Origin of the sequence: Allobaculum stercoricanis DSM 13633 (assembly GCF_000384195.1) — a bacterium.
Lineage (GTDB): Bacteria > Bacillota_I > Bacilli_A > Erysipelotrichales > Erysipelotrichaceae > Allobaculum > Allobaculum stercoricanis.
This window is the reverse complement of sequence record NZ_KB913034.1, coordinates 487793-510010: the sequence shown is the minus strand read 5'-3', so window position 1 is coordinate 510010 and position 22218 is coordinate 487793. Positions and strand designations below refer to the sequence as shown.

Here is a 22218-nt window from a genome sequence, read left to right as displayed (position 1 = left end):
GAATATTTAATTTTTTTCTTTACCGATTTTTACAAATTGAAAATTATATTGTTTCTCTATGTTAAGCGATAGTGTTGATCACTTTAAATGTATTGCTAATTTATGCAATGCTTTGCCCTAAATATCGTCAATATCATCGATATTTTGTGATTTTTGTCGCAAGGCGGTTATAATACTTCAATGTAAGACATGCGTTTTTTAACCATGATGGAAGGATGTTTTTTTATGAGTCAAAACAATCGTAGCAAACCTACACGAGTTGCCGTTGCTGAACCGGGTCAACCTACAGGAAAGAATCTGTATTTCGATAACAAGAAACGTATGATTTACGTTTCTCCTTATCTTCACGAAGCTTTGTATTTACCAAAATACGAATACAAAAAGTTCAATCGTTTTCAATCTCGTTATGTCATTTGTGCAGCAACATTTATGATTCTCGGTCCAGCACTTTCTAGTTGGTTTGAATTACCACTATGGATTGCTTTTGTGATTGCCTTACTTGCCCTTGCTGGATTTGAATATAGCTTTTATCGATTCCAAAAGGGACTAACTGTTGTCAAAAACTTTGATAAAGAATCGGCAATTTCCACAGTTGATCAAATGATTACTTCTGAATCTCGCCAAAAAGCTTATATCAAAATCGTTTTATACATTTTGCTTGGGGTTTTATTAGTCTTCAATGCTTATGATCAACACTATAGCCAAGTGATTATCACCATTTGCTGGATCGCTTTAGTCGGATGCTTGTATATGGCTTTTACATTAATCCGTATGCTTCTGCGTGCTCCAAAAGAAGATCAAAACTAATCTAGTCATATTTATACATTTTTAAATCATCATTCAATGTTCAAAAAAGCTCGGTTGCTAACCGAGCTTTTCCCATTTTAACAGTATTGGACCGTGATTTATTCCATCGTTTCAATGGAATAAGCACAAGTAAATGTTTCTTGTGGATGTAAGATCATTGTATTTTCGCGTTGATCAAATGGAACTTCTACTTTTTCAAAATCAGTATGACCAAACCATGGTTCAATACAAATAAAGTTATTCTCTTTTCCTGCATTCCATAAAGCAACCATCGGGAATCCTTTGAAAGTTACCTTTAACCGAGGCTGATCCTTGTATTTTAAAACTGCTGTATCTGCGACAATTTTATCATACACAAGTGTTAAATAGTTTTTGATATCATCGTGTGATAATTTCCACTCATCCAAAGAAACAGGAACGCGTTTTACTGGAGATAAATCGGAGAAGAATAAAATTTGTTCAGCTTGTCCTTTTGGAAAAAATTCAATTGAAAAATCTTCAAAAGCTTCCCCTTCTTGACGTACTGTTTTAAATGCAGGGTGCAAACCAAATGAGAAAGGTAATGCTTCTTCTCCTGAATTTTTGATCGCATAATCAATACGTACCCCTTTTTCGATTAGTGTGTATTTTAATTCAAAGTGAAAATCGAATGGGTATTTCGAACGTGTTTCTTCAGTAGAGTCAAATGTATATAAAATGCTTTTGCCATCTTCACAAATCGATCCATTTAAATCTTCATAACGAATCAATCCATGATTTTTCATTTGATACGTTTTTCCTTTCCACTCATATTCCCCTTTTTTCCATGTGGAACCAACCATCGGGAATAAACTTGGGTTTCGCCCACTCCATCCTTCATCTGCTTGATAAAGCAGTTCTTGATTTATTTTCTTATCTAAAATCGAAAACATCTGTCCTGCTGGATTATCTGTTGTTAATGAAATTCGATCATTTTGAATCGTTAAACTCATGATTATCTCCCTCTTCTTGTTGCAAGCCATGTACTGACTCCGTTTTCGCTAACCTCGCCAATTACAAGATCTGCTGCATCTTTAACCGCTTGTTTGGCATTACCTACAGCAACGCCAAGATTTGCCGTTTTCAACATGCCGACATCATTCATCCCATCGCCGACACAAATGATATGGCGATAGCCTTTTTCTTTTCGAAAGCGATTAACCGTATCTTCTTTTGAAATACCTTTCGTGCGAATTTCAACGCAATCGGAATAACAAACGATTGAATCTTCTGGCAAAAGCTTTACAATCTCCTTTTGTTTTTGAACATCATTTGTCCAAATAATGACGTTGCAAGCTCGATCCCCATCCCATTTTTTAACGAATGGACAGTTCATATAGAGTTTACGCCAGTGATATCGCACTGAATCAGCAGGTGTTGAGTCAAAGTAGTTTCCATCTGGTCCGGAATAGCGCCAAATCAAATTATTGTTTTGACAATAATCGATAATCTTATGGATATCATCCCCCTCTAAAGGCGATGCGTAAAGCAGATTTTGATGATGATCATAAAGTTCTGCTCCTCCATCCAAAATCATCCCAGCATAAGGGTAACTTAAAAATTCTTGAGGGAGATGTACAATTTCAAAAGGCGAGCGGCTGCTCAACAAATAGATATCAAACCCCTCTTCTTTCAGGTAATCAAATTCTTGAAGAATATTCGGATCCAAACGGTGAAACTTGTTAAAATACAGCGTTCCATCTACATCAAAAAATATTGCTTTTTTCATCCAATAACTCCTTTAGTATTATTTTGTTTGAAGGTATCATCCTATTTTTATTTCAGTCGCTTTTTATTCTAACGGTTTTATGGATAAAAGCCCAATCTAAAAAATGGTAAAGCAAAATCTGCCTTACCATTTTTCGACGATTGTATAAAGAACAGTTCAACTCAAACTGAACTAATTTCCTTGATGGAAATTTTGTAACAGTTTTGCGCGTTGTGGACCTTTCAATTTTTTGATTGCTTTAGCTTCAATCTGACGAATACGTTCACGAGTGACATTAAATTTTTTACCAATTTCTTCCAAAGTCCAAGTGCGGCCATTGTCTAAACCAAAACGCAAACGAATTACGTTCTCTTCACGTTCTGTTAATGTGGAGAGTACTTCTTCAATCGTTTCTTTTAATAATTGGTTATGCGTATATTCTTCTGGAGTCAATGTCGATTTATCTTCAATAAAGTCTCCTAAGAAAGTATCATTTTCATCCCCCACTGGCGTTTCCATAGATACTGGGTCTAATGCAGAACGTTGGATTTCAGTAACTTTTTCTGCAGTCATATCTTCCATTTTTTCTGCAATTTCTTCTGGAATTGGGTCACGTCCTAAATCTTGAACAAGAAGACGTTGGATTCTTGTCATTTTGTTGATGGTTTCAACCATGTGGACAGGGATACGGATCGTTCTTGCTTGGTCGGCAATCGCACGAGTGATCGCCTGTCGAATCCACCAAGTCGCATAGGTTGAAAATTTAAACCCTTTTGTATAGTCAAATTTTTCAACAGCTTTAATCAGACCAATATTTCCTTCTTGGATTAAGTCTAAGAATAATAAACCACGCCCTACATATTTCTTTGCAATAGATACAACAAGACGTAAGTTAGAGTCAATCAAAATTTGTTTCGCATCCATGTCACCTGCTTCAATTCGTTTTGCAACTTCAACTTCTTGGGCAGGAGTTAAAAGAGGGATCGCCCCAATTTCTTTTAAGTATGCTTTTACAGGATCACTTGTTTTTCCGCTTGTTGATTCCGCAAACGCTTTTTCTAAACGTGCTAATTCTTTTTCTCGATCTTCAAGTTCATCATCGAGATCATCTGCTAAATCATCATCAAGATCATCATCAAGATCTTCGTCTAATAAGTCATCTTCATCTGATTCTGGTGGATTGATACCATTTTCACTACACCATTCAATCAGTTCAGTCGTTTGTGCTTCATCAAGATGAAGCTTTTCGAGTGCGTCACTGAATTCTTTAATATCTAAACGAATTCCGCTATCTCGCGATGCTTCCAAGACGAGTTTAATATCATCGACTGATTCAAATTTCAGTTTTTTTTCGCTTTTCTTTCCAGCCATTCAAATCTCCCTTTCAAATGCTGATCTCTTTTTTCTCTTCGATCGCTAACCACATGGGCTAGTTTGCTTTGTCTAATCCACAAAACGCTTTGATTTCATCGAGTTTTGCAAGTGTTTCATCGTAACCGAGTTGAAACCATGGTTTTAATTTTTCAGGGTCTGTTGTATAACGCGTAATCCCCATATCTTTTTGTGGACGCAACACGAGTGCTTTTCCTTCGCTTTCCAGCTGATCAATTAAATCCCATTGTTCTTGATAATGAACGTGGCGATTTTTCAAATTGTCGACAATCACTGGATCTTTATAGATTAACTTTGCTAGCCATAACTGCCATTTTGGTGCAGGTTTACGGCGGTAGCCTTTTTCCTTCGTTGACATCACGACAATTTTTTCACAGCCATGAGCAAGTGCTTGCTTGACAGAAATCATATCGACTAAACCAGCATCAAAGTACTTCTGCCCATTCCAATGATACGGTTTAGCTAATAATAGTAATGCACAGCTCGCTTTAATTAATGTCATGTCTTGATCGACATAATCTTTCGTAAAATACTCAACAGCATTGGTATTCATATTATAAACACCAATTTCCATTTCCGTTTGCGATTGTTTAAATGATTCAAAATCTAAAGGTGCATGTGCTTCAATATAACGATTTGTTGCTTCTAGACCAAAAAGTCCGCCTTCTTTAAATAAAGGAATCAAACCAATGGATCCTTTTTGGGCAGGTGCGTTGATCGATGTGATGGTCAAGCGATCTACTTGTCGCGCTACATAAGCTAACAAAACTTCAGATCCAGACGAAATCCCAACACTGTATGGAAAATAAATCTGATGTTCTAAAAAGCATTTTAAAGCTCCTGCTGTATAGGCGATTTTTGTCCCGCCGCCTTCAACGACTAATCCTACATTACGCACGAATAACTCCTTCTTCTTGGGCAGCTTTAGCAACTGCTTTAGAAACAACGTCTTTTACACGTGGATCTAAAGCATCAACGATGACATAATCATCGGTTAATTCTTCTTCTGTAATTAATGAAGCGAGTGCCTCACTAGCAGCAAGCTTCATAGATTCGGTGATTCGAGTGGCTTTAGCATCTAAAACACCTCTAAATAACGCTGGGAAAATCAATACATTATTGATCTGGTTTGGAAAATCGCTACGTCCACAACCAACTACGCGTGCTCCCGCTTTTTTAGCAAGTTCCGGACTAATTTCTGGAATTGGGTTTGCCATCGCAAAGACGATTGCATCTTGGTTCATCGAAGCGATCATTTCTTCATCTACTAATCCACCTTTGGATACCCCGATAAAAATATCAGCATTTTTCAAAGCTGTTTTCAGCGTTCCTGTTTCACCATTTGGATTGAGGCGTAAAGCCAATTCTTTTTGCATCTCATTGGCAGCATTCTCTGGTGTGATCATTCCTTGCAAATCGCATTGACGAATATTTTTAAACCCATAATCCGCCAATAACTTCGCAATTGCGCAACCTGCAGCTCCCGCACCTGAAAAGACAACTTTGGCCTCTTCTTTTGTTTTATGCGTTAGTTTTAATGCGTTAATTAAAGCTGCTAGAACAACACAAGCTGTACCGTGCTGATCATCATGGAACACAGGAATATTCATTCTTTCCTGTAATTTATGTTCAACTTCAAAACATTTTGGCGCCGCAATATCTTCTAAGTTAATGCCACCAAAAGAAGGTTCCATGGCTGCAATTGCATCAACGATTTGGTCAACTTCTTGGACATTTAACACGATCGGAATCGCATTAACGCCCCCAAGTTCTTTGAATAAAACACATTTACCTTCCATGACTGGTAAGCCAGCTAGGCCACCAATATTTCCTAAACCTAATACAGCAGAGCCATCCGACACGACTGCAATTAAATTAGAACGTCCAGTATAGGTAAAACTCGTTTCAGGATCTTTAGCAATTTCTAAACATGGAGCAGCAACGCCCGGGGTATAGGCAACGGCTAAATCAGAAGCCGTTTTGAGTACAGGTTTGGAAACAATATCGATTTTACCTTGCCATTTCGCATGTGCATCTAAAGCGAGTTTAGCGTAATCCATCTTATTCCCCTTTCAAAATCTGGCAAACGACGTCAACCATTTTTTCCATTTTTTGAACGGAAGCAAATTCAAAACGACCGTGGTAGTTTCCTCCACCTGTTCCTAAGTTTGGCGTATTTAAACCACGTTGAGTTAACATTGCACCATCTGTTCCCCCACGAATTGGTAAGCTTCTTGGTGTGATGCCGCATGCTTGTAAAGCTGCTTTTGCTCGATTGACTGATTCAAAATCACCCTGCATGTAGTCTTTCATGTTTAAATACTGCTCACGTAGAGTCACTTGACAACAATCTGGATGTAGGCTGTTTAAATACTGTGCAAGATCTAACAGCAATTGTTTTTTATGTTCAAATAAATCATGATCATGATCACGAACGATATAGCTTAATGTAGCGTGTTCGCATTCACCATGCATTTCAAGTAAATGGATAAATCCTTCACGACCACAAGTGTGTTCTGGTTTTGCCCATTGTGGAAGCATAGACGCATAAGTCACTGCAAGGCCTGCCGCATTGATCATTTTATCTTTTGCTTCACCTGGGTGAATGGATGCGCCGGTAAAGGTAACTTCTGCCATTGCCGCATTGAAAGTTTCATAATCAACACAATCAATTTCAGCGCCATCTAATGTGTATGCAAAATCTGCTGGGAATTTAGTTAAATCGAAGTTTTCTACACCTCGTCCAACTTCTTCGTCCGGTGTAAAGGCAATCCAAATCTGGCCATGGGGAATTTGTTCTTTTAAAACTTTTTCTAAAGTAGCCATAATAATCGCAATACCTGCTTTATCGTCCGCACCTAAAAGTGTTGTTCCATCGGTAACGATCACATCATCACCGATTACTGCTTTTAAAGCTGGAAATTGTTCAGGATTCATTGAGAACTGTTCGTTTAAAACGATGTCATCTCCCGAATAGTTTTTCACAATTCTTGGTTTGACATCTTTTCCGCTCATTTCACCTGCAGTGTCCATATGGGCGATTAAGCCAATGGCTTTTTCGTTTTCTTTTCCTGCTGTTGGGGCAATAGATGCATACACGATACCATAAGGATCAAGTGTTGCATTTTCAATTCCTAATTCATTGAGTTCTTTCACTAATTCTTGGGCAAGAATCAACTGCTTTTGCGTGGATGGAGCAGTTGTTGAATGTTCATCGGATTGCGTATCAAATGATACATAGTGTAAAAATTTATCGACTACGCTCACTTTGAATTCTCCTTTTCTATATTTCGTAAACTTAACGTGTTTGTTTTGCATTTATGTGCTTATGTTCTTGGTTTGCTCTGATGAATAACTATCATTCTCGATTGCCGTTTTTTCTATAGATAAAAAGGGCGCATTTCTAGAGCTAACATACTTTTCATTATAATCAAGTTTTATTTTTCATGTGAAAAGAACACCCGAAATTGGTGAATTTTTTCAATTCTGTCCTATTCATAGCTTAATCAAGGACAAACTATTGCGCTTGCAAAACAATTTGCGGCTCTCACATTTTTATTTTTCGTGAAAAAAACCTTCAGTGCTTCGAAAGATTGTCCTTTCGATTTCACTGAAGGTTTGTATATTAACGTAATGCCGCTCCAAGGCCTGGAACAATTTGTTTTTTACGAGAAACGTATTTCTTTTCTTCAAATCCTTTAATTGCTTCTTCAACACGGAATGATTCTGGTCCTGCGGCAAGGAAGCGTGAGCCATTTCCTTCCACATTCGTAAAGGCGATCACCCATAAATTTACGCCAAGCTTTCGACACTCATCGGCCATATAGGATTTAAAATCATCCGCAATTTGATCCACATCTTGATAATCAAAGACAAAGACTTGGCTAATGCTTGTCTTAATTCCTGACAAATCAAATTCTTTACAATCTTGATATAAGATCGATTTAAAATCTTTTTCCCGAATCGTTGCCGTATTGCGGAAAAGGTCTTCTGCCATTTGCGAAGCATCTAATCCATATTCTTCTTCAATGCGAGCAGCAATGAAACGATCAGTTTGTGTACAAGTTGGCGACTTAAAGTTCATCGTATCGCTAATCATCGCATACAAGATCAGTTGTGCGATTTTTTCACCCATCTTAATGCCATATTCTTGATACATCATGGCAATAATTGTATTTACTGAGCCAACGATCATATTTCTAAAGACAATTGGACGGTTTGTTTCAATATCACCAATACGGTGATGGTCTACGATTTCTAAAATTTCCCCTTGATCGCGATCATCAATCGACTGTTTCGATTCGTTGTGATCGACGAGAATGAATTTTTTCGGTTTAGCTTTCAATAAGTGGTAGCGGGCAACTGAACCGATAATTTTCTTTCCTTCGACAACTGGATAAGAAGAATGACGCGTACGCAACATTTTGCGTTCGACATCTTCAATATATTCCGTTGGATGGAATTCAATTGCTTCATGGCGTGGGGTCATAATAAATTCAACTGGAATGGCGCGATAAATCATTTGAATGATTTTCATCAAGTTATAAGGTGTACTAATTAAAGTAACCCCCATTGCTTTGGCCATTTCAAAAATATAATCATTCGGTACAAAGTTTTCGGCAATGATGATCACGGCCGCACCTCTGGCCATCGACTTGATCATGTCATCTTCATGATCATTTAACACCATGATGGCACCCGTCAAATCACGTTCCATCATCTTTTTATCGGAGATTCGTACATCACCGCTTTTTTTACGATCTCCTCGATACAAGATTTTTCCGTGAACAACATCACGTAGATTTTCTTCTGGTGTATCTTTCAATAAATTACGCGTGATATTTAAATCCTGCATTTGGACTTTAGAAATATCAGCTAATGTGACCATTCCAATAAAATCACCATTATCGTCCAAGACATAAATCGTTTTTGTGTTATTGTCTAGCATCAAATCCCAACCATAACGTAATGTATCGAGGCGATTGATTAAAATAGCTTCATCAATTTCAATTTCTTCTAATGCATTTTTTGCGGTCGTCAGGCGCACAGGTGTTGGAACGCCTACTTTTTTAAGAATGTATTTTGTTTCCGGGTTCAAATGTCCAAGTCTTGCTGGAACAACGTTTTCACCAAGTTTTTGTTTCAATGCAGCAAGCGTAATCGCTCCACACACTGAATCTGTATCAGGCCGTTTATGGCCGATGACATAGATAGGCTGATTCATGTTTCCTCTCAATATTATTCTTGTTAAATTATCCTCTACGGAATTGCTGATTTAAGTATATCATGACAATCCATCCCGTAAATTGCAGTAAAAAACGATTCGGCGAAAGTCATTTTTTAATGGAGGTCAGCTCACTCCAGTGACTAAAAAAAAGCCAGGTTTAACCTAGCTTGATGTTCAAATGGTGCCGATACGCGGAATTGAACCACGAGTTCATCCTTACCATGGACGTGTATTACCATTATACTATATCGGCAATTGGGCTATGTGTTTTGCTTGATTACTATAAAATATTTCCCCTACTATTGCAACAAACAAATCATTTTTCACAAAAAGCCCTATTTCTTGAACTAGTATACAAAATGGGCACTGTTACTCTTGGTTCTTTTCGATCATTTTTGCACTTTGCACGATCGGAAAATAAGCATTCACCCAGTTTTCGACAAGTCCCATCGGTAAGCCAATCACATTCGTAAAAGATCCCTCGATTTGATCCACAAAATCCACTTCTTGAATGCCATAACTTCCCGCTTTATCTAAAGGTGAGCCACTTGCGACATAATGTTCGATTTCATCATCGGATAAATTTCGAAAATGAACTTTGGTCGTCACTACTGCTTCTTGCATTTGTGGTTGAACCCCTTCGGGTGCAATTAAGACGACTGCCGTTTTGACTTCATGCCAATGATCAGATAGCTTATGCAAAGTTTGCCTAGCTTCTTCTAAACTTTTAGGTTTTCCTAAAATTCGTTGTTGATCGACTACAATCGTATCAGCACCAAGTACCCATTGCTTAGAGTGGCGATCGGCAATTTCTTTTGCTTTTGTTTTAGCAATGTGTAAAACAGCTGTGTCTACATCCGCATCAATCCAAACTTCATTTGCACATGAAGGGATACATTCAAATGTTTCTTGACCAATGAGTTGTCCTAATAATTGCTTTCGGCGTGGCGATTGACTCGCAAGAACGAATGGTTTCATATACATTTCCTTTCCCTATATATAATAAGATGTTGTTTTTTAGCTTTTGATATCATTAAAAATGATTCTTTTCTTTTTTTTTATTTTTTCAATGACAACGATAATGTCACAAGTGAGTTTATTCTTAGACATGTCCACAAAAACTTAGCCCCCTAGTTTTTTGTGGACACCCGCCTGTGGAAAAGACGCTGCTGTTTGCATAACGCTAGATGTCTTTTCCTTTTTCTTTGTTCAAAACTTATTAATCTCTTCAATTCATTTCAATTTTGTGCCCTAAAAGATAAAAAAGCATCTATACAAGATGCCTTTTTTAATTTCAATTCAATGATCTCTTTTTCTTTTAAACAATCCCTATTTTTTCTTTTATTGCTTGTTCTTCATGCTTGGATTAAATCCTTTTTATATCTAGTCGATCTTTTTGGATTTTAGTCAACACGTATAAAACCAACGCCAGCCCACCAAACGAAAGAATGAATCGCAAAGCGATTTGTAACACCATCGTACTAAACATTTGTTCCGGACAAATCACAATCATAAAATCAGTGGCAGGATTTAATAACCAATCCGAATTTCCTGGAAATACGATCGTATGAAACCACGTCCAAAACCCGGTAAAGTCAATGAACCACCAAAAACCAAAGAAAACCAAAAGGATTGTGATCGCAATCAATCCGTTTTTAAATCCAAGCATCAAATCGAATAATGCTTGTTTGCGATTGATCACAACAAGAACCACAACACTTAACAAAACCAATCCCCATGCAACTTGCATGACGAGTTTCGCCTTAAACCATAAATTGCGAACATCTTTCATATGACGGATTTCTTTCGTATTGAAAGTTGGTTGTTTCTTGGAGCGCCATGTGATTTCTCCATTTAAATCATCACGTTTTCCTTCTACATAATCCACCATCATAAAGATGGACTCTTCTAAATCTTCTTGCGAAATATTTTCGACTTGGGCAAGGTTGAGTTTAGCATACAATGACGTATAAAAGCTGTGATTAAACACCACAGCTTGAACACTCGATAAGATCATCGCAACGATGATCGATAAACCAAAGATTAAGGAAAACGTGTTTCGAATTGCGTTTTTCATTATTCGATACTGATCAAGGAACAGCTTGCTACGCGATCGAGTCGACGTAATAAAGCGATGAGATCTTCAATATTTCCAGGGAGTTCTGTAACATCTAAAGTCAAAACGACGTTGGAAATGTCATTAATTGGAATCGTTTGGTTAATCGCAAGAATATTACAGTTGAGTTGGGCAATTCGCGTCAAAATCATCGAAAGAACGCCTTTTTCATCATGAATAACTAAAGTAATGATCGCTTTGCGACTTTGGTTATCTGCTTCAAAAGGAAAAATACTGTCCTTATATTTATAGAACGTTCCTCGAGAAATTCCGACCTTCTTAACGGCTTCACAAATTCTACGTGCTTGACCAGTCCGTAAAAGATTTTGAGCCTCTACTACTTTTTCAATCACTTCAGGCAAAATATCTGAGCGAACTAAATAATACTTATCCATATATAACCTCCGCACCCGTATTGCAAACATTCAACACTCGACAGTCTAATCGCGAATTAAACGATTCAATTATTGCTTGAATCGTATTTAATTTTGTTAGATCTTGACTGATCAAAGCCATGGTTGATCCAGAACCAGAGATCCAAAATGGAACTCCATATTGATCTGCTAGATCACGAATCTTTTGATAATCGGCAATTAACTTTGCACGATACGGTTCGTGAATAAAATCGTGGCAGACTTCTTTGAGTAATTCTTCTTGTTCATGTACCCATGCATATTCAAATAACATAGCATGAGACACTTGTTGAACAACTTCATTTCGCTCTAATGTTGTCGGTAAAACTTTTCTTGCTTCCTGGGTGCTCACTTCATAATTCGGAATTACAACGAGTGCTTTCCAACCTCCTGCAGGAAATTTAACTTTAATCAAATGATCATGATGATTTGCACAAACAATCAATCCTCCAAATAATGCCGGTGCGACATTATCGGGATGACCTTCAATTTGACAAGCGACTTCTAATTTTTGTTCATCGCTCAAATGCAAATTCATCAACGCATCTGCACCAAGAACTCCCGCAACAATGCATTGACTAGAAGAACCTAATCCTCTAGCAAACGGGATATCCGAATCAATATGAATATGAACTTTTTTCGGATCAACTTTAGCATATTCACACGTTTTTAAGTAGGAACTCAGCACCAAATTATCTTGCGTACAATATTGTGCCGGACATCCTGTAATGAGATGTTCATCGGCCTGTTCAAAGTAAATTTTCGACTTCCAATCTAAAGCTAGACCTAAACAATCAAAACCAATCGAACAATTGGCACTTGTTGCTGGCGCTAAAACTGTAATCATGCAAAGATCTCCAATGCACTTTGTTCAACCACTTCTTTCATGCCCTTTGGACTAACAACTTGACGATGTCGAATTGGTGCTTGTTGTAGTGCTTTTAGTTTTGCCGGAATAGGATCGACATTCATTGTGGATAAAGTTTTCATTGCACACCAAGCATCTGCTTCCTGTCCTCCTAAAGCAGCTAAAACATCTTGTGTAAATTTATAAGGAGAAGCTGTAGCTAAAGCGATAATTGGCTCTTGTCCTTTTTTATCTTTTGCGAGTGCATATGCAGCAGCGGAATGAGGATCTAAAACATATCCTGTTTCTTGATAAACCTTGGCAATTGTTGTTTTAAGTTGGTCATCATCATAATACCCCCCTTCAAATTTATTTTGGATCATCTCTTTGGTTTGATCATCTAAAGTATAGAACCCTTCTTTAGCTAATTGTTCCATCCAACCCGCTACTTTTTGGCAATCTTGATTGGATGCATAGTAGAGTAAACGTTCCAAATTGGAGGAGATCAAAATATCCATACTTGGTGAAATCGTTTGAATAAACGGACGACGACGATCGTACGTTCCAGTATTTAAAAAATCAGTTAAGACATTATTGGCATTACTTGCGACATAAAATTTTTTAACCGGTAATCCCAGCAAGTTTGCATAATAACCCGCTAACACGTCCCCAAAATTTCCGGTTGGCACACTAAAGGAGACTTCATCACCAATTTTAATTTGTTGTTTGTTTACCAATTGGCGGTATGCATCAAAATAGTAAACGATTTGGGGAATCAATCGTCCGATATTAATCGAGTTTGCACTCGATAAAACAATGTTTTCTTTGGCTAATTTTTGTTTTAATTGTTCGTCAAGGAAGAGTTGTTTAACCATGCTTTGGGCATCATCAAAGTTTCCTTCAACCCCAAAAACACGCACGTTTTGTCCAGTTTGCGTTGCCATTTGGCGATATTGCACATCTGATACTTTCCCATCGGGATAGAACACGCAAATTCCGGTTTGTGCAACATCTTCAAACCCGCTCATCGCAGCTTTTCCCGTATCTCCACTTGTTGCCGTTAAAATCAAAGCTTTTTTATCGCTATCTTTTAACGCTTTGGATAAAAACCAAGGCAGAATACTTAGCGCCACATCTTTAAATGCACTTGTTGGTCCTCTAAATAATTCTAAAACCTCAACATCGCCAACTGTTTCAAGCGGTGTGATCGTATCGGGCTTTGTCCGTTCGAAACTTCTTGTATACGCATTTTGAACACAATCTGCAATCTCGTCTTGTTCATAGCCAGATAACATCAAATTAAATATCGTATTGGCAATTTGTTGATAGTCCATTTGGCAAATTTTTTCCAAATCTAATTGCGTCTTGGCGAGTTCTGGCCAGACAAATAAACCACCATCTTCGCAAATTCCTTGCAAAATTGCCTGTTTAGCATTTATATGAACGGCATTTTGCCGAGTTGATTGATAATAAGCTCTCATAATTTTCACTCCTTGAAAATACACATGCTCTATGATACAATGTTCAAGCTTTAAATACAAGTGTTTTTACTATAGACACATTTTTGTTAAAAAGCACAAATTTTATCACAAATTCAAATTTCTTGACAAAGAGATCTAAATCTCTAAATAACCTGCAAAAAGGAGAGTTTTTATGAACTGTGTTCTTTTAGGCTATGGAACAGTCGGAAAAGAGATTGAACGTTTATGTCAATCTTTAGATGACTTAAATATCCAACACGTCTTTGTCCGTCCCTCAAAAGTGAATCTTCCTTACTTCACTGACCAGGGGAAAACGATTGTAAGCGCAAAGCAAACTGACATCGTCTTTGAATGTCTTAATGGTTTAGAACCTGCCAACACATTAATTCAAATCGCATTACGTCATGGAAAACACGTCATTTCATCCAACAAAGCCGTGATCAGTAAATATTTAAATACTTATCTTGAATTAACAAAAAATTATGGTGGAAGTATTCAAATCGAAGCGACTGTTGGTGGAGGAATTCCCATTATCGATGCCATTTTAAAACTCGGTTTAGCCGAACCACTTACCCAAGTTGAAGGCATTTTAAATGGAACATCTAACTACATTTTGACAAGTATGGAACAAAATGGAGTTTCTTTTGCCAACGCTCTTTCTAATGCGCAATCTCTTGGCTTTGCCGAGGCCGATCCTACTAATGATGTCGAAGGCATTGATGTATATTACAAGTCTTTGATTTTAGCGAGCTTATTAACCCATGCTTCTATTACTGATTTACCGAAACCGTTTGGCATTTCCAATATCGACAAAATCGATATTGAACTCGCAAAATCGGCAAATCGCACCATTCGCCATGTCGCAACGCTCAAAAATGTAAACGGAAAACACTCGGCTTTAATTGCACCTATTTTCCTGTCCAACGATTCATTTTTTGCGAGCGTTCAACAAAACTATAATGCCCAACTTGTTTATGGACCTTCTTTTGAAAAGCTAGGCTACTATGGTCAAGGTGCCGGTGGCAGTGCAACTGCCCAAGCTTTAGTTGCCAATGCCTTAGATGTCGTGCAAGGCCGTATTCGTAAAATCGAATTGAATCGTCATTCCGATTTTGACGCTTCTTTAATTTGCAAAGATTGGATTGTCCGCACCACAAATGATATCGATTTACGTCAATTTAAACATTTAGAAAAGGCAACGCATCTTTTCCCTGATCCAGAGCTCAATCAAGCGTTAGCAAATTTAGATACAGAAATTAGGAAGATGTATTGGTTTATTCCAAACAAGAGCCAAGAAGAAATTAGCGTGATCAATAAACAAGATAAAAAAGCAATGATTGGAGTGTATCAAGCAAAATGACTTTAAAAGTAACAAAATTTGGTGGCTCATCCGTTTCACAAGCGAGCCAATTTAAAAAAGTAAAAGATATTGTGCTATCTGATCCCGACCGTCGGTTTGTCGTCGTGTCTGCACCTGGTAAACGATTTAGTTCCGATTCCAAAATTACTGACCTTCTCTATTTATTAGATGCGCACCGCCAATATCATGTCGATGCCTCCAACGTATTTGATTTGATCAAAGCTCGTTTTGTCGAAATTAAAGAAACACTTCATTTAAAATATCCTGTTGAAAAGGAATTAGATGCTTTATATCAAAACCTTTCTTCCCTTTCCCAAAATGAAATCGTTTCGCGCGGTGAATATTTCTGTGCCAAGTTAATGGCTGAATATTTAGGATTTCCTTTTTTAGATGCCGCAGATGTCATTCGCGTTAACCACGATAAAACAATTGACTGGGATGCCACAAAAGCCCGCTTAAAAACTGCGATGAATCAATATGATCATTTCGTCTTCCCCGGATTCTATGGCTTATCCAACAACGGAAAAATCATGGTATTCTCCCGCGGTGGAGGCGATATTACGGGTTCGATTTTAGCTAACATTATTGAAGCTGATGTTTATGAAAACTGGACAGACGTTTCCGGATTTTTAATGGCCGATCCCCGAATCGTTAAAAATCCCGAACCGATCACCCATATTACTTACTCTGAATTACGCGAACTGTCTTATATGGGTGCCTCTGTTCTCCATGAAGAGGCTGTCTTCCCTGTAAAAGAAAGCAACATTCCAATTCACATCTTGAATACAAATGCGCCAAACGATCAAGGAACGATCATTCAAGAGCGCAACAAAGTTCAACGAAAATATCCAATTACCGGATTAGCGGGAAAACCTGGCTTTTTATCAATCTATGTTTATAAAAAACATATGTCGAATGAAGTTGGTTATATGCGCAAAGTTCTTTCTGTTCTAGAACGCTTTAATGTATCTATTGAACACATTCCTTCCGGTATCGATTCCTTTACCGCAATCGTTGCTCGTAATGAAGTTGAAGATGGCTTGTATGAAATTTTGCATGCGATTAAGCAAGCTGTCCAACCGGATGAACTCAAAGTTCTCGACAATATCGCTTTAGTGTCTACTGTAGGAAACTCCATGTCTCATCAACCAGGTATGGCCGGTCGCCTGTTCGAGGCGTTAGGACGAGAAGGAATTAGTATTGTGATGATTGCCCAAGACTCTAATGAAATCAACATTACAGTAGGGGTCGATGAAAAAGATCTCGCCCGCACGATTCAATGCATCTATGCAGAATTCGTTCAACCCTCTAATGTAGATGTCCAAATTTACGAAACTGCTCCATCAAAAGGAAAATCGCTGATCTAAATAGATTAGATCAAAAAATTGAAGAAAGAAGGAATATTATGAAGACTATTGCAATCGCTGGGGCTACTGGTGCAGTAGGCAGACAAATGCTCGAATGTCTTAAAGAACAAAAGATCGAAGGAAATATCAAACTTTTAGCTTCTGCTCGTTCAGCCGGTAAAGAAATTGATGGCTATATCGTAGAAGAGTTGAATGAACAATCTTTTCAAGGTGTGGATTATGTTTTAGGCGCTTGTGAAAATGACATCACCAAAATGTGGATGCCTTGGGCGCAACAAGCTGGATGTGTTGTCATCGACAACTCCTCTGCTTATCGTTTAGATGACAACGTTCCTCTAGTGATTCCCGAAATCAACGCCCAAGATATCGCAAATCATCACGGAATTATTGCCAATCCAAACTGCTCCACAATCATTGCTTTGATGGCTTTACATGATCTTAACGATCTCTACCATATTGAAAATGTCGTTTGTACAACTTTCCAAGCCGTTTCTGGCGCTGGTGTGAAAGGCATTCGTGATTTAGAACGCGAATTAGCTGACGAACATGCCCAACCTGAAGCATTTGCCTATCCAATCGCATTTAATGTCATCCCCCAAATTGGAGGCTTTGATGAATTTGGCATCACTTCTGAAGAATGGAAAATGCAAAATGAAGGGCGTAAAATTCTCCACTCCCCAAATTTAAATGTGAATTGCACTTGTGTGCGCGTTCCCGTATGGCGCTCTCACTCAGAATCGATTCTCGTCAAAACAACTCAACCTGTAGATCTCGATGAATTAAAAGAAAGATTATCGCATTCCAAAGGTGTTGTGTTACGCGATGATCCAAAACATAACATTTATCCAATGCCAATCGACACGACAAATCAAGATGACGTCTTTGTAGGGCGTTTGCGTTATGATCTTGCTGATCCAGAAAAGAAAACAATTGGTCTTTTCTGCTGCGGAGATCAAATCCGTAAAGGGGCCGCAAGCAATGCCGTGCAAATTCTTGCGGAATTAATCCAACTCGAAAAGTAATTAGAACGCAAAAGACGGTGAACGCCGTCTTTTTGTTTGGTTTAATCTCGATTCTCTTGCTTTTTTCACTCTTTAGCCGCCTGCAAAACGAGTAAAAAACTACCAAAACACTGATGTATTTGAGCGCATTTTTTCGAGTCCATTTTTGCAAATAAAAAGGAATCAAAATACGGCATTAAGGCAGTGAAGTTCAAACTTTAAAGGTATAATGAACAAGTATCCATCAAGATCCTTAATTTTGATGTAAACTAATATCCCCCATCACACATATACATTTAATTACTCAATATTAATCCAACAAGAACCGATCGCATTTTCAATTTGTTTCTTGTTGGAACGTTTATGATAGAAGGACGATTTATGACAACTAAAAATGAACAAAACGATTTAACAAAAGAAAACAATTCGTCCAACCAAGCGCCCTCCCCTTCTCATACAGTTCAAAAAATAAACAAAGAGAAGCACGCTGCTCATAAAAAGGTGAAGTTCAGTTCAAAAACAGTCGGAGTAGGTGTACTTGTTGTTGCTTTATCCATCACTGGCGTTTTTTTCTTTAAAAATCGCAACAAACAGTCTACTTATGCCCAAGGCATCGCCTATTTAGAAGAATTACAAAACCGCGATGAAGCCGCCATTTCAGCAAAAATCAGTGAACGTGATCGCCAAGAACGCCTTCAAGAAATTGCAGAAGGTATTGGCTCAGATGATTCACGCCTATGGGCGCTATTTCGCGATTCTGTAATTTTAGGTGACTCGCGCGCTGTCGGCTTTAAAGAATATGGTTATTTGCCTGAAAACGTCTGTTTAGCAAGGATCGGTGATTCCATTTTAGCTTTACCACAAGTAACCCAAGCTGCGGCCGCTTCTAAACCAGAAGTGATCTATCTTAGTTATGGAGCCAATGATTTAGTTATGGATATTGGTGCGGATCGTGGAGAAGACGGCTATGGCTTAGTTTATGAAGAATACATCAAACAAATTCTTGCATTAACCCCAAATTCCAAAATTGTCGTCAACGGCATCATTGCGCCTCGTGCGGGAACGATGACGAACTACACAGAAAATGGTCGACTCGAAGCCATTAATGCTCAAATCCAACGCATGTGCGAACGCAACAATTGGATTTATGTGGATAACACCGTTCTCGATGACAATGGTAATGCGCCCATCTATGAACCTGATGGCTTGCACTTTCCTGCCTCATTCTATCCGCAATGGGGACGACACATGATCACAGCCTATTATAATGCGATCAATACTGTTCCTACCCCTTAGCTGGAATTGTTGAATCGAAATCAAATTTAAAATTCAAAATGGAGTTAAATTATGAAGTTAAATCAAACAATGTGCCGGCTTATTAAAGGAGCATTAGTGGTATGTTTACTTGTCTTTTGGGCTCCTTCATTTTTCAATCAAAAAATTTCTTCCACGACAACTTTTAGCAAAGTAGAAGAAAAAGTTATTGGTGCAATTGATGCCACAAACTACCCTCGCCAAAGCACCCAAAAAATTCGCCGGCTTTTAAATATTGATACCAATGATGTCATCAATATCGGTTTATATCGATCAAACGATGCTCTTTCACCAAACGAAATCGTTTTGATCGAATTCGATCCTGCCAATGGGCAGAAAATCGAAGAGATACTAAACGCTCGTCAACAATCGCAATTTGACATTTATTCTGGGTATGCCCCAGAAGCAGCTGCAGCTGTTGAAAAAGGTTGGATCGATGTTGAAGAGAATTACGCCATTTTCTATGTTGGCCAAGAAACCGAGCAAGTTAAAAACGCATTTATTTCTGCGTTGAAAGGAGCCTAATCATGCAATTTACCGATTTCTCCTTTCTCTTTGGGTTTTTCCCCCTTGTTTATCTAATTTACCGCTTTGGCATTATCCGTTTACACAATACCAAAGCCGAAAATACTTATTTATTGATTGTCTCGCTCTTGTTCTATGCTTGGGGATCCATCCATTCTTTGATCTTGTTGATCATCGCCTTGTTGTTTAACTGGATCAGCGCCTATGAGCTCAGCTTATTGAATGAGAGTAAAGCAAATCCCAAAACAAAAAAACAAGCTCTCATTGGAACAATTGGAATCAACTTGTTGATTTTGTTCATGTATAAATATCTTGATCCATGGGTTGGGGGATTCTTCTCCTTATTTGGTGCAAATCAAATCATCCCAAAACTGGCCATGCCAATTGGATTATCCTTTTATCTATTCTCGTGCATGTCCTATGTTTTTGATGTTTATCGTGAAAAAGCAAAGCCTTGTTCTTTCGTTGATTTTGGTGTATTTGTTGCGTTCTTTGGCCGCGTCAATATGGGGCCAATCGGACATTATGCAAAGTTCGAACCGCAACTAAAAAGCCATCCTTTACGTTCCCACTTACAACGTGAAGGCGCTGCTTTATTCTTACAAGGATTCGCTTATAAGATTTTATTAGCCAATTCCTTTATGGAAGTGTTCAATGCACTTGCTGGCAATACAACTTGGTTAGGAAGCGTGTTACATGGATTTGCCTTCTTTTTCCAGTTATATTTTGACTTTGCCGGCTATTCTCGAATGGCACGTGGTTTAGCGGGAATTTTTGGTTTTGAAATTCCTGCCAACTTCGATCATCCTTATAGCACTTTATCCGTCCAAGATTTTTGGCGCCATTGGCATATTTCTTTAACGGATTGGTTTAGAGAATACGTTTATATTCCACTCGGTGGAAATCGCGTAAATCAAAAAAGATGGTTAATCAATGTCTTAATCGTTTGGCTATTCACTGGAATTTGGCATGGTGCGCAAGCCTCCTTTATTGTTTGGGGCTTATTACAAGCGGGAATGATTTTACTCGAACGCAAATTTTTGAACCGCTATTTAGAAAAACTCCCTAATTTCTTCCGTCATCTTTATTTAATTTTGATGACACTCATCTCTTGGACATTCTTTTCTAGTCCAACATTGAGTGAAGGCTTGGCGTGGATTGGTCGTTATTTCATGATCAACACAAGCGGACTCTACGATGCAACTGCATTGTTCTATGGCCAAACGTATTTCATTGTTTTTGTTCTAGGAATTTTGTGTTGCACTACGTTTATTCCACGACTGTCGACAAAACTCCATAAAAATCAACGCTCACTTCAACCTTTATTGGGCGTATTAGGATATGGTTTAGTATTTATCTTATGCCTTGCCATGTTGATCTCACAAACCTCACAAACTTTTATGTATGCCGTGTTCTAGAAAGGAAGAGATATTATGCAACAAAATAAAAAAACGCCAAATCGTTATCATCGTAATCTTCTCACCTTTTTAGTGACAATCACTGTGGCCTGGACTTCATTGAATCTCGTCATTCCCGATTCGACAAAATCCGCATTAGAGAATCGACCCCTAGCCCAAATGCCAAATATCACTTTAACTGGTGTTCTCAATGGCAAAGATCAAAAAGCATTTGAAGATGCGATGAGCGATCAATTTGTAGGTCGTAACCTTCTTTTTCGAATCAACTACACATGGCGCAAACTCATCGGTCAAAAACAAATTGATGACGTCTATTTAGGCAAAGATGCTCTGCTTCAAAAGCCAGCAAACCCGAACGATGCGATCATTCAACAAACTTTATCTTTGATCTCGCAACTCGAAGCAAGCACTGGAGTTTCCACATCGGTACTTGTCGCTCCCTCTGCAGCAAACATTCAGTCGTATAAACTTCCAGCTCATGTCGATGATCATGGCGAAAATGCGACTTTAGATTCCATTTATAGCCAACTTGCTCATCCAGCTGATCCCCGTGCTGTTTTTAAAGAAAAACAAAACGACTACCTTTACTACAAAACGGATCACCATTGGACAAGCCAAGGTGCGATGATCGGTGCCGAACATTTACTCAATTCTATGAGTATCACATTTAATCCTGAATGGTTTACCCCTTTACCTGTTGTAGAAGGATTCGAAGGAACACTAGCTTCAAAAACCGCCTCATATGGTTTATCTGACCAAATTGATGTCTATAAAGACAATCAAAATACTGAATATACTGTGACTTGGAACGATGGTCATCAATCGACTACGATTTATGATCGCGATGCCTTAAATCGAAAAGATAAATATGAAGTATTCCTCTCCCAAAACCAAGGATTGGTTCATATTTCAACCCTTGCTAATTCGCAAGAAAACTTATTATTACTCAAAGATAGTTACGCAAACTCGCTGATTCCGTTTTTAGTTCCTTACTTTAAAAACATCTATATCGTCGATCCTCGTTACTATTATGACAACTTGAACTATGTGCTTTCCTCTGGTCAAATTACTAAAATTGCGATGGTCTTCTCGTATAACAACTTTGTTTCAACGATTTCATTACGAGATATTTTAAAAAGTACGCTCGAACCAGAACAAGCGCAAAAAGCACAAGAAGAACAACCACAAGCTTAAATTGATTTCAAGCCATTCCCCAATTGGAAT

20 protein-coding genes and 1 tRNA gene are annotated in these 22218 nt (G+C 38.2%); 8 read left to right on the top strand and 13 right to left on the bottom strand.

Going from position 1 to position 22218, the window contains the following annotated elements; genetic code table 11:
- The first annotated feature begins 225 nt into the window (after positions 1 to 225).
- Positions 226 to 807: a hypothetical protein gene (locus tag ALLST_RS0102400; protein ID WP_019892435.1), complete on the top strand. Its 582-nt coding sequence runs from the start codon at positions 226 to 228 to the stop codon at positions 805 to 807.
- Between the two features lie 98 nt (positions 808 to 905).
- Here the strand turns inward: ALLST_RS0102400 and ALLST_RS0102395 are convergent, their stop codons facing one another.
- The 13 genes from ALLST_RS0102395 to thrC form a co-directional block, all read right to left on the bottom strand.
- The gene (locus tag ALLST_RS0102395) at positions 906 to 1778 is read right to left on the bottom strand and encodes an aldose epimerase family protein (protein ID WP_019892434.1); all 873 of its coding nucleotides are present in this window, start codon (positions 1776 to 1778) and stop codon (positions 906 to 908) included.
- Positions 1779 to 1780: 2 nt separating this feature from the next.
- Positions 1781 to 2554: an HAD-IIB family hydrolase gene (locus ALLST_RS0102390; protein ID WP_019892433.1), complete on the bottom strand. Its 774-nt coding sequence runs from the start codon at positions 2552 to 2554 to the stop codon at positions 1781 to 1783.
- Positions 2555 to 2725: 171 nt separating this feature from the next.
- On the bottom strand, positions 2726 to 3904 hold the full coding sequence (rpoD, locus tag ALLST_RS0102385) for an RNA polymerase sigma factor RpoD (protein ID WP_019892432.1): 1179 nt from the start codon (positions 3902 to 3904) through the stop codon (positions 2726 to 2728).
- Between the two features lie 58 nt (positions 3905 to 3962).
- Positions 3963 to 4823, bottom strand: a complete 861-nt coding sequence (locus tag ALLST_RS0102380; protein ID WP_019892431.1) for a patatin-like phospholipase family protein — start codon at positions 4821 to 4823, stop codon at positions 3963 to 3965.
- A complete protein-coding gene (locus ALLST_RS0102375; RefSeq protein ID WP_019892430.1) occupies positions 4816 to 5985 on the bottom strand; it encodes an NAD(P)-dependent malic enzyme in 1170 nt (389 codons plus the stop codon). The genes ALLST_RS0102380 and ALLST_RS0102375 overlap by 8 nt, the downstream gene beginning before the upstream one ends.
- A gap of 1 nt (position 5986) precedes the next feature.
- The gene (gene pepT / locus ALLST_RS0102370; protein ID WP_019892429.1) at positions 5987 to 7192 is read right to left on the bottom strand and encodes a peptidase T; all 1206 of its coding nucleotides are present in this window, start codon (positions 7190 to 7192) and stop codon (positions 5987 to 5989) included.
- 358 nt (positions 7193 to 7550) lie between these two features.
- Entirely contained in the window at positions 7551 to 9149 is a 1599-nt protein-coding gene (locus ALLST_RS0102365; protein ID WP_019892428.1) for a putative manganese-dependent inorganic diphosphatase, read from the bottom strand.
- A 182-nt stretch (positions 9150 to 9331) separates the two neighbouring features.
- A tRNA-Thr gene (locus ALLST_RS0102360) sits at positions 9332 to 9405 on the bottom strand.
- A gap of 116 nt (positions 9406 to 9521) precedes the next feature.
- Complete coding sequence (locus tag ALLST_RS0102355; RefSeq protein ID WP_019892427.1) at positions 9522 to 10130, bottom strand: Maf family protein; 609 nt, start codon at positions 10128 to 10130, stop codon at positions 9522 to 9524.
- A gap of 388 nt (positions 10131 to 10518) precedes the next feature.
- Entirely contained in the window at positions 10519 to 11229 is a 711-nt protein-coding gene (locus ALLST_RS0102350; protein ID WP_019892425.1) for a TIGR01906 family membrane protein, read from the bottom strand.
- A complete protein-coding gene (locus ALLST_RS0102345) occupies positions 11229 to 11663 on the bottom strand; it encodes an ACT domain-containing protein (protein ID WP_019892424.1) in 435 nt (144 codons plus the stop codon). The genes ALLST_RS0102350 and ALLST_RS0102345 overlap by 1 nt, the downstream gene beginning before the upstream one ends.
- Complete coding sequence (gene thrB / locus ALLST_RS0102340; protein WP_019892423.1) at positions 11656 to 12528, bottom strand: homoserine kinase; 873 nt, start codon at positions 12526 to 12528, stop codon at positions 11656 to 11658. The genes ALLST_RS0102345 and thrB overlap by 8 nt, the downstream gene beginning before the upstream one ends.
- On the bottom strand, positions 12525 to 14009 hold the full coding sequence (thrC, locus tag ALLST_RS0102335) for a threonine synthase (RefSeq protein ID WP_019892421.1): 1485 nt from the start codon (positions 14007 to 14009) through the stop codon (positions 12525 to 12527). Before thrC ends, thrB begins: the two co-directional genes overlap by 4 nt.
- Before the next feature lie 172 nt (positions 14010 to 14181).
- On the opposite strand from thrC, the gene ALLST_RS0102330 reads away from it, so the two are divergent.
- The 7 genes from ALLST_RS0102330 (at position 14182) to ALLST_RS0102300 (ending at position 22188) form a co-directional block, all read left to right on the top strand.
- Positions 14182 to 15369, top strand: a complete 1188-nt coding sequence (locus ALLST_RS0102330) for a homoserine dehydrogenase family protein (RefSeq protein ID WP_019892420.1) — start codon at positions 14182 to 14184, stop codon at positions 15367 to 15369.
- Complete coding sequence (locus ALLST_RS0102325) at positions 15366 to 16736, top strand: aspartate kinase (protein WP_019892419.1); 1371 nt, start codon at positions 15366 to 15368, stop codon at positions 16734 to 16736. The genes ALLST_RS0102330 and ALLST_RS0102325 overlap by 4 nt, the downstream gene beginning before the upstream one ends.
- Positions 16737 to 16774: 38 nt before the next feature.
- Positions 16775 to 17758: an aspartate-semialdehyde dehydrogenase gene (locus ALLST_RS0102320; RefSeq protein ID WP_019892418.1), complete on the top strand. Its 984-nt coding sequence runs from the start codon at positions 16775 to 16777 to the stop codon at positions 17756 to 17758.
- Between the two features lie 360 nt (positions 17759 to 18118).
- Entirely contained in the window at positions 18119 to 19033 is a 915-nt protein-coding gene (locus ALLST_RS0102315) for an SGNH/GDSL hydrolase family protein (RefSeq protein WP_019892417.1), read from the top strand.
- Between the two features lie 51 nt (positions 19034 to 19084).
- The gene (locus ALLST_RS0102310) at positions 19085 to 19576 is read left to right on the top strand and encodes a DUF4358 domain-containing protein (RefSeq protein ID WP_019892415.1); all 492 of its coding nucleotides are present in this window, start codon (positions 19085 to 19087) and stop codon (positions 19574 to 19576) included.
- A 2-nt stretch (positions 19577 to 19578) separates the two neighbouring features.
- Entirely contained in the window at positions 19579 to 20994 is a 1416-nt protein-coding gene (locus ALLST_RS0102305) for an MBOAT family O-acyltransferase (RefSeq protein WP_019892414.1), read from the top strand.
- A 15-nt stretch (positions 20995 to 21009) separates the two neighbouring features.
- Positions 21010 to 22188, top strand: coding sequence for a DHHW family protein (locus ALLST_RS0102300; protein WP_019892413.1), 1179 nt, complete (start codon positions 21010 to 21012; stop codon positions 22186 to 22188).
- Positions 22189 to 22218 lie beyond the last annotated feature (30 nt).

Coding starts and splice junctions, on each gene's coding strand:
- ALLST_RS0102350 (WP_019892425.1), bottom strand. CDS start 11,229: ATGAAAAACGCAATTCGAAACACGTTTTCCTTAATCTTTGGTTTATCG.
- ALLST_RS0102325 (WP_019892419.1), top strand. CDS start 15,366: ATGACTTTAAAAGTAACAAAATTTGGTGGCTCATCCGTTTCACAAGCG.
- thrB (WP_019892423.1), bottom strand. CDS start 12,528: ATGATTACAGTTTTAGCGCCAGCAACAAGTGCCAATTGTTCGATTGGT.
- ALLST_RS0102395 (WP_019892434.1), bottom strand. CDS start 1,778: ATGAGTTTAACGATTCAAAATGATCGAATTTCATTAACAACAGATAAT.
- ALLST_RS0102345 (WP_019892424.1), bottom strand. CDS start 11,663: ATGGATAAGTATTATTTAGTTCGCTCAGATATTTTGCCTGAAGTGATT.
- ALLST_RS0102315 (WP_019892417.1), top strand. CDS start 18,119: ATGACAACTAAAAATGAACAAAACGATTTAACAAAAGAAAACAATTCG.
- thrC (WP_019892421.1), bottom strand. CDS start 14,009: ATGAGAGCTTATTATCAATCAACTCGGCAAAATGCCGTTCATATAAAT.
- ALLST_RS0102375 (WP_019892430.1), bottom strand. CDS start 5,985: ATGGATTACGCTAAACTCGCTTTAGATGCACATGCGAAATGGCAAGGT.
- ALLST_RS0102320 (WP_019892418.1), top strand. CDS start 16,775: ATGAAGACTATTGCAATCGCTGGGGCTACTGGTGCAGTAGGCAGACAA.
- ALLST_RS0102305 (WP_019892414.1), top strand. CDS start 19,579: ATGCAATTTACCGATTTCTCCTTTCTCTTTGGGTTTTTCCCCCTTGTT.
- ALLST_RS0102310 (WP_019892415.1), top strand. CDS start 19,085: ATGAAGTTAAATCAAACAATGTGCCGGCTTATTAAAGGAGCATTAGTG.
- ALLST_RS0102400 (WP_019892435.1), top strand. CDS start 226: ATGAGTCAAAACAATCGTAGCAAACCTACACGAGTTGCCGTTGCTGAA.
- ALLST_RS0102300 (WP_019892413.1), top strand. CDS start 21,010: ATGCAACAAAATAAAAAAACGCCAAATCGTTATCATCGTAATCTTCTC.
- ALLST_RS0102355 (WP_019892427.1), bottom strand. CDS start 10,130: ATGAAACCATTCGTTCTTGCGAGTCAATCGCCACGCCGAAAGCAATTA.
- rpoD (WP_019892432.1), bottom strand. CDS start 3,904: ATGGCTGGAAAGAAAAGCGAAAAAAAACTGAAATTTGAATCAGTCGAT.
- ALLST_RS0102330 (WP_019892420.1), top strand. CDS start 14,182: ATGAACTGTGTTCTTTTAGGCTATGGAACAGTCGGAAAAGAGATTGAA.
- ALLST_RS0102390 (WP_019892433.1), bottom strand. CDS start 2,554: ATGAAAAAAGCAATATTTTTTGATGTAGATGGAACGCTGTATTTTAAC.
- ALLST_RS0102365 (WP_019892428.1), bottom strand. CDS start 9,149: ATGAATCAGCCTATCTATGTCATCGGCCATAAACGGCCTGATACAGAT.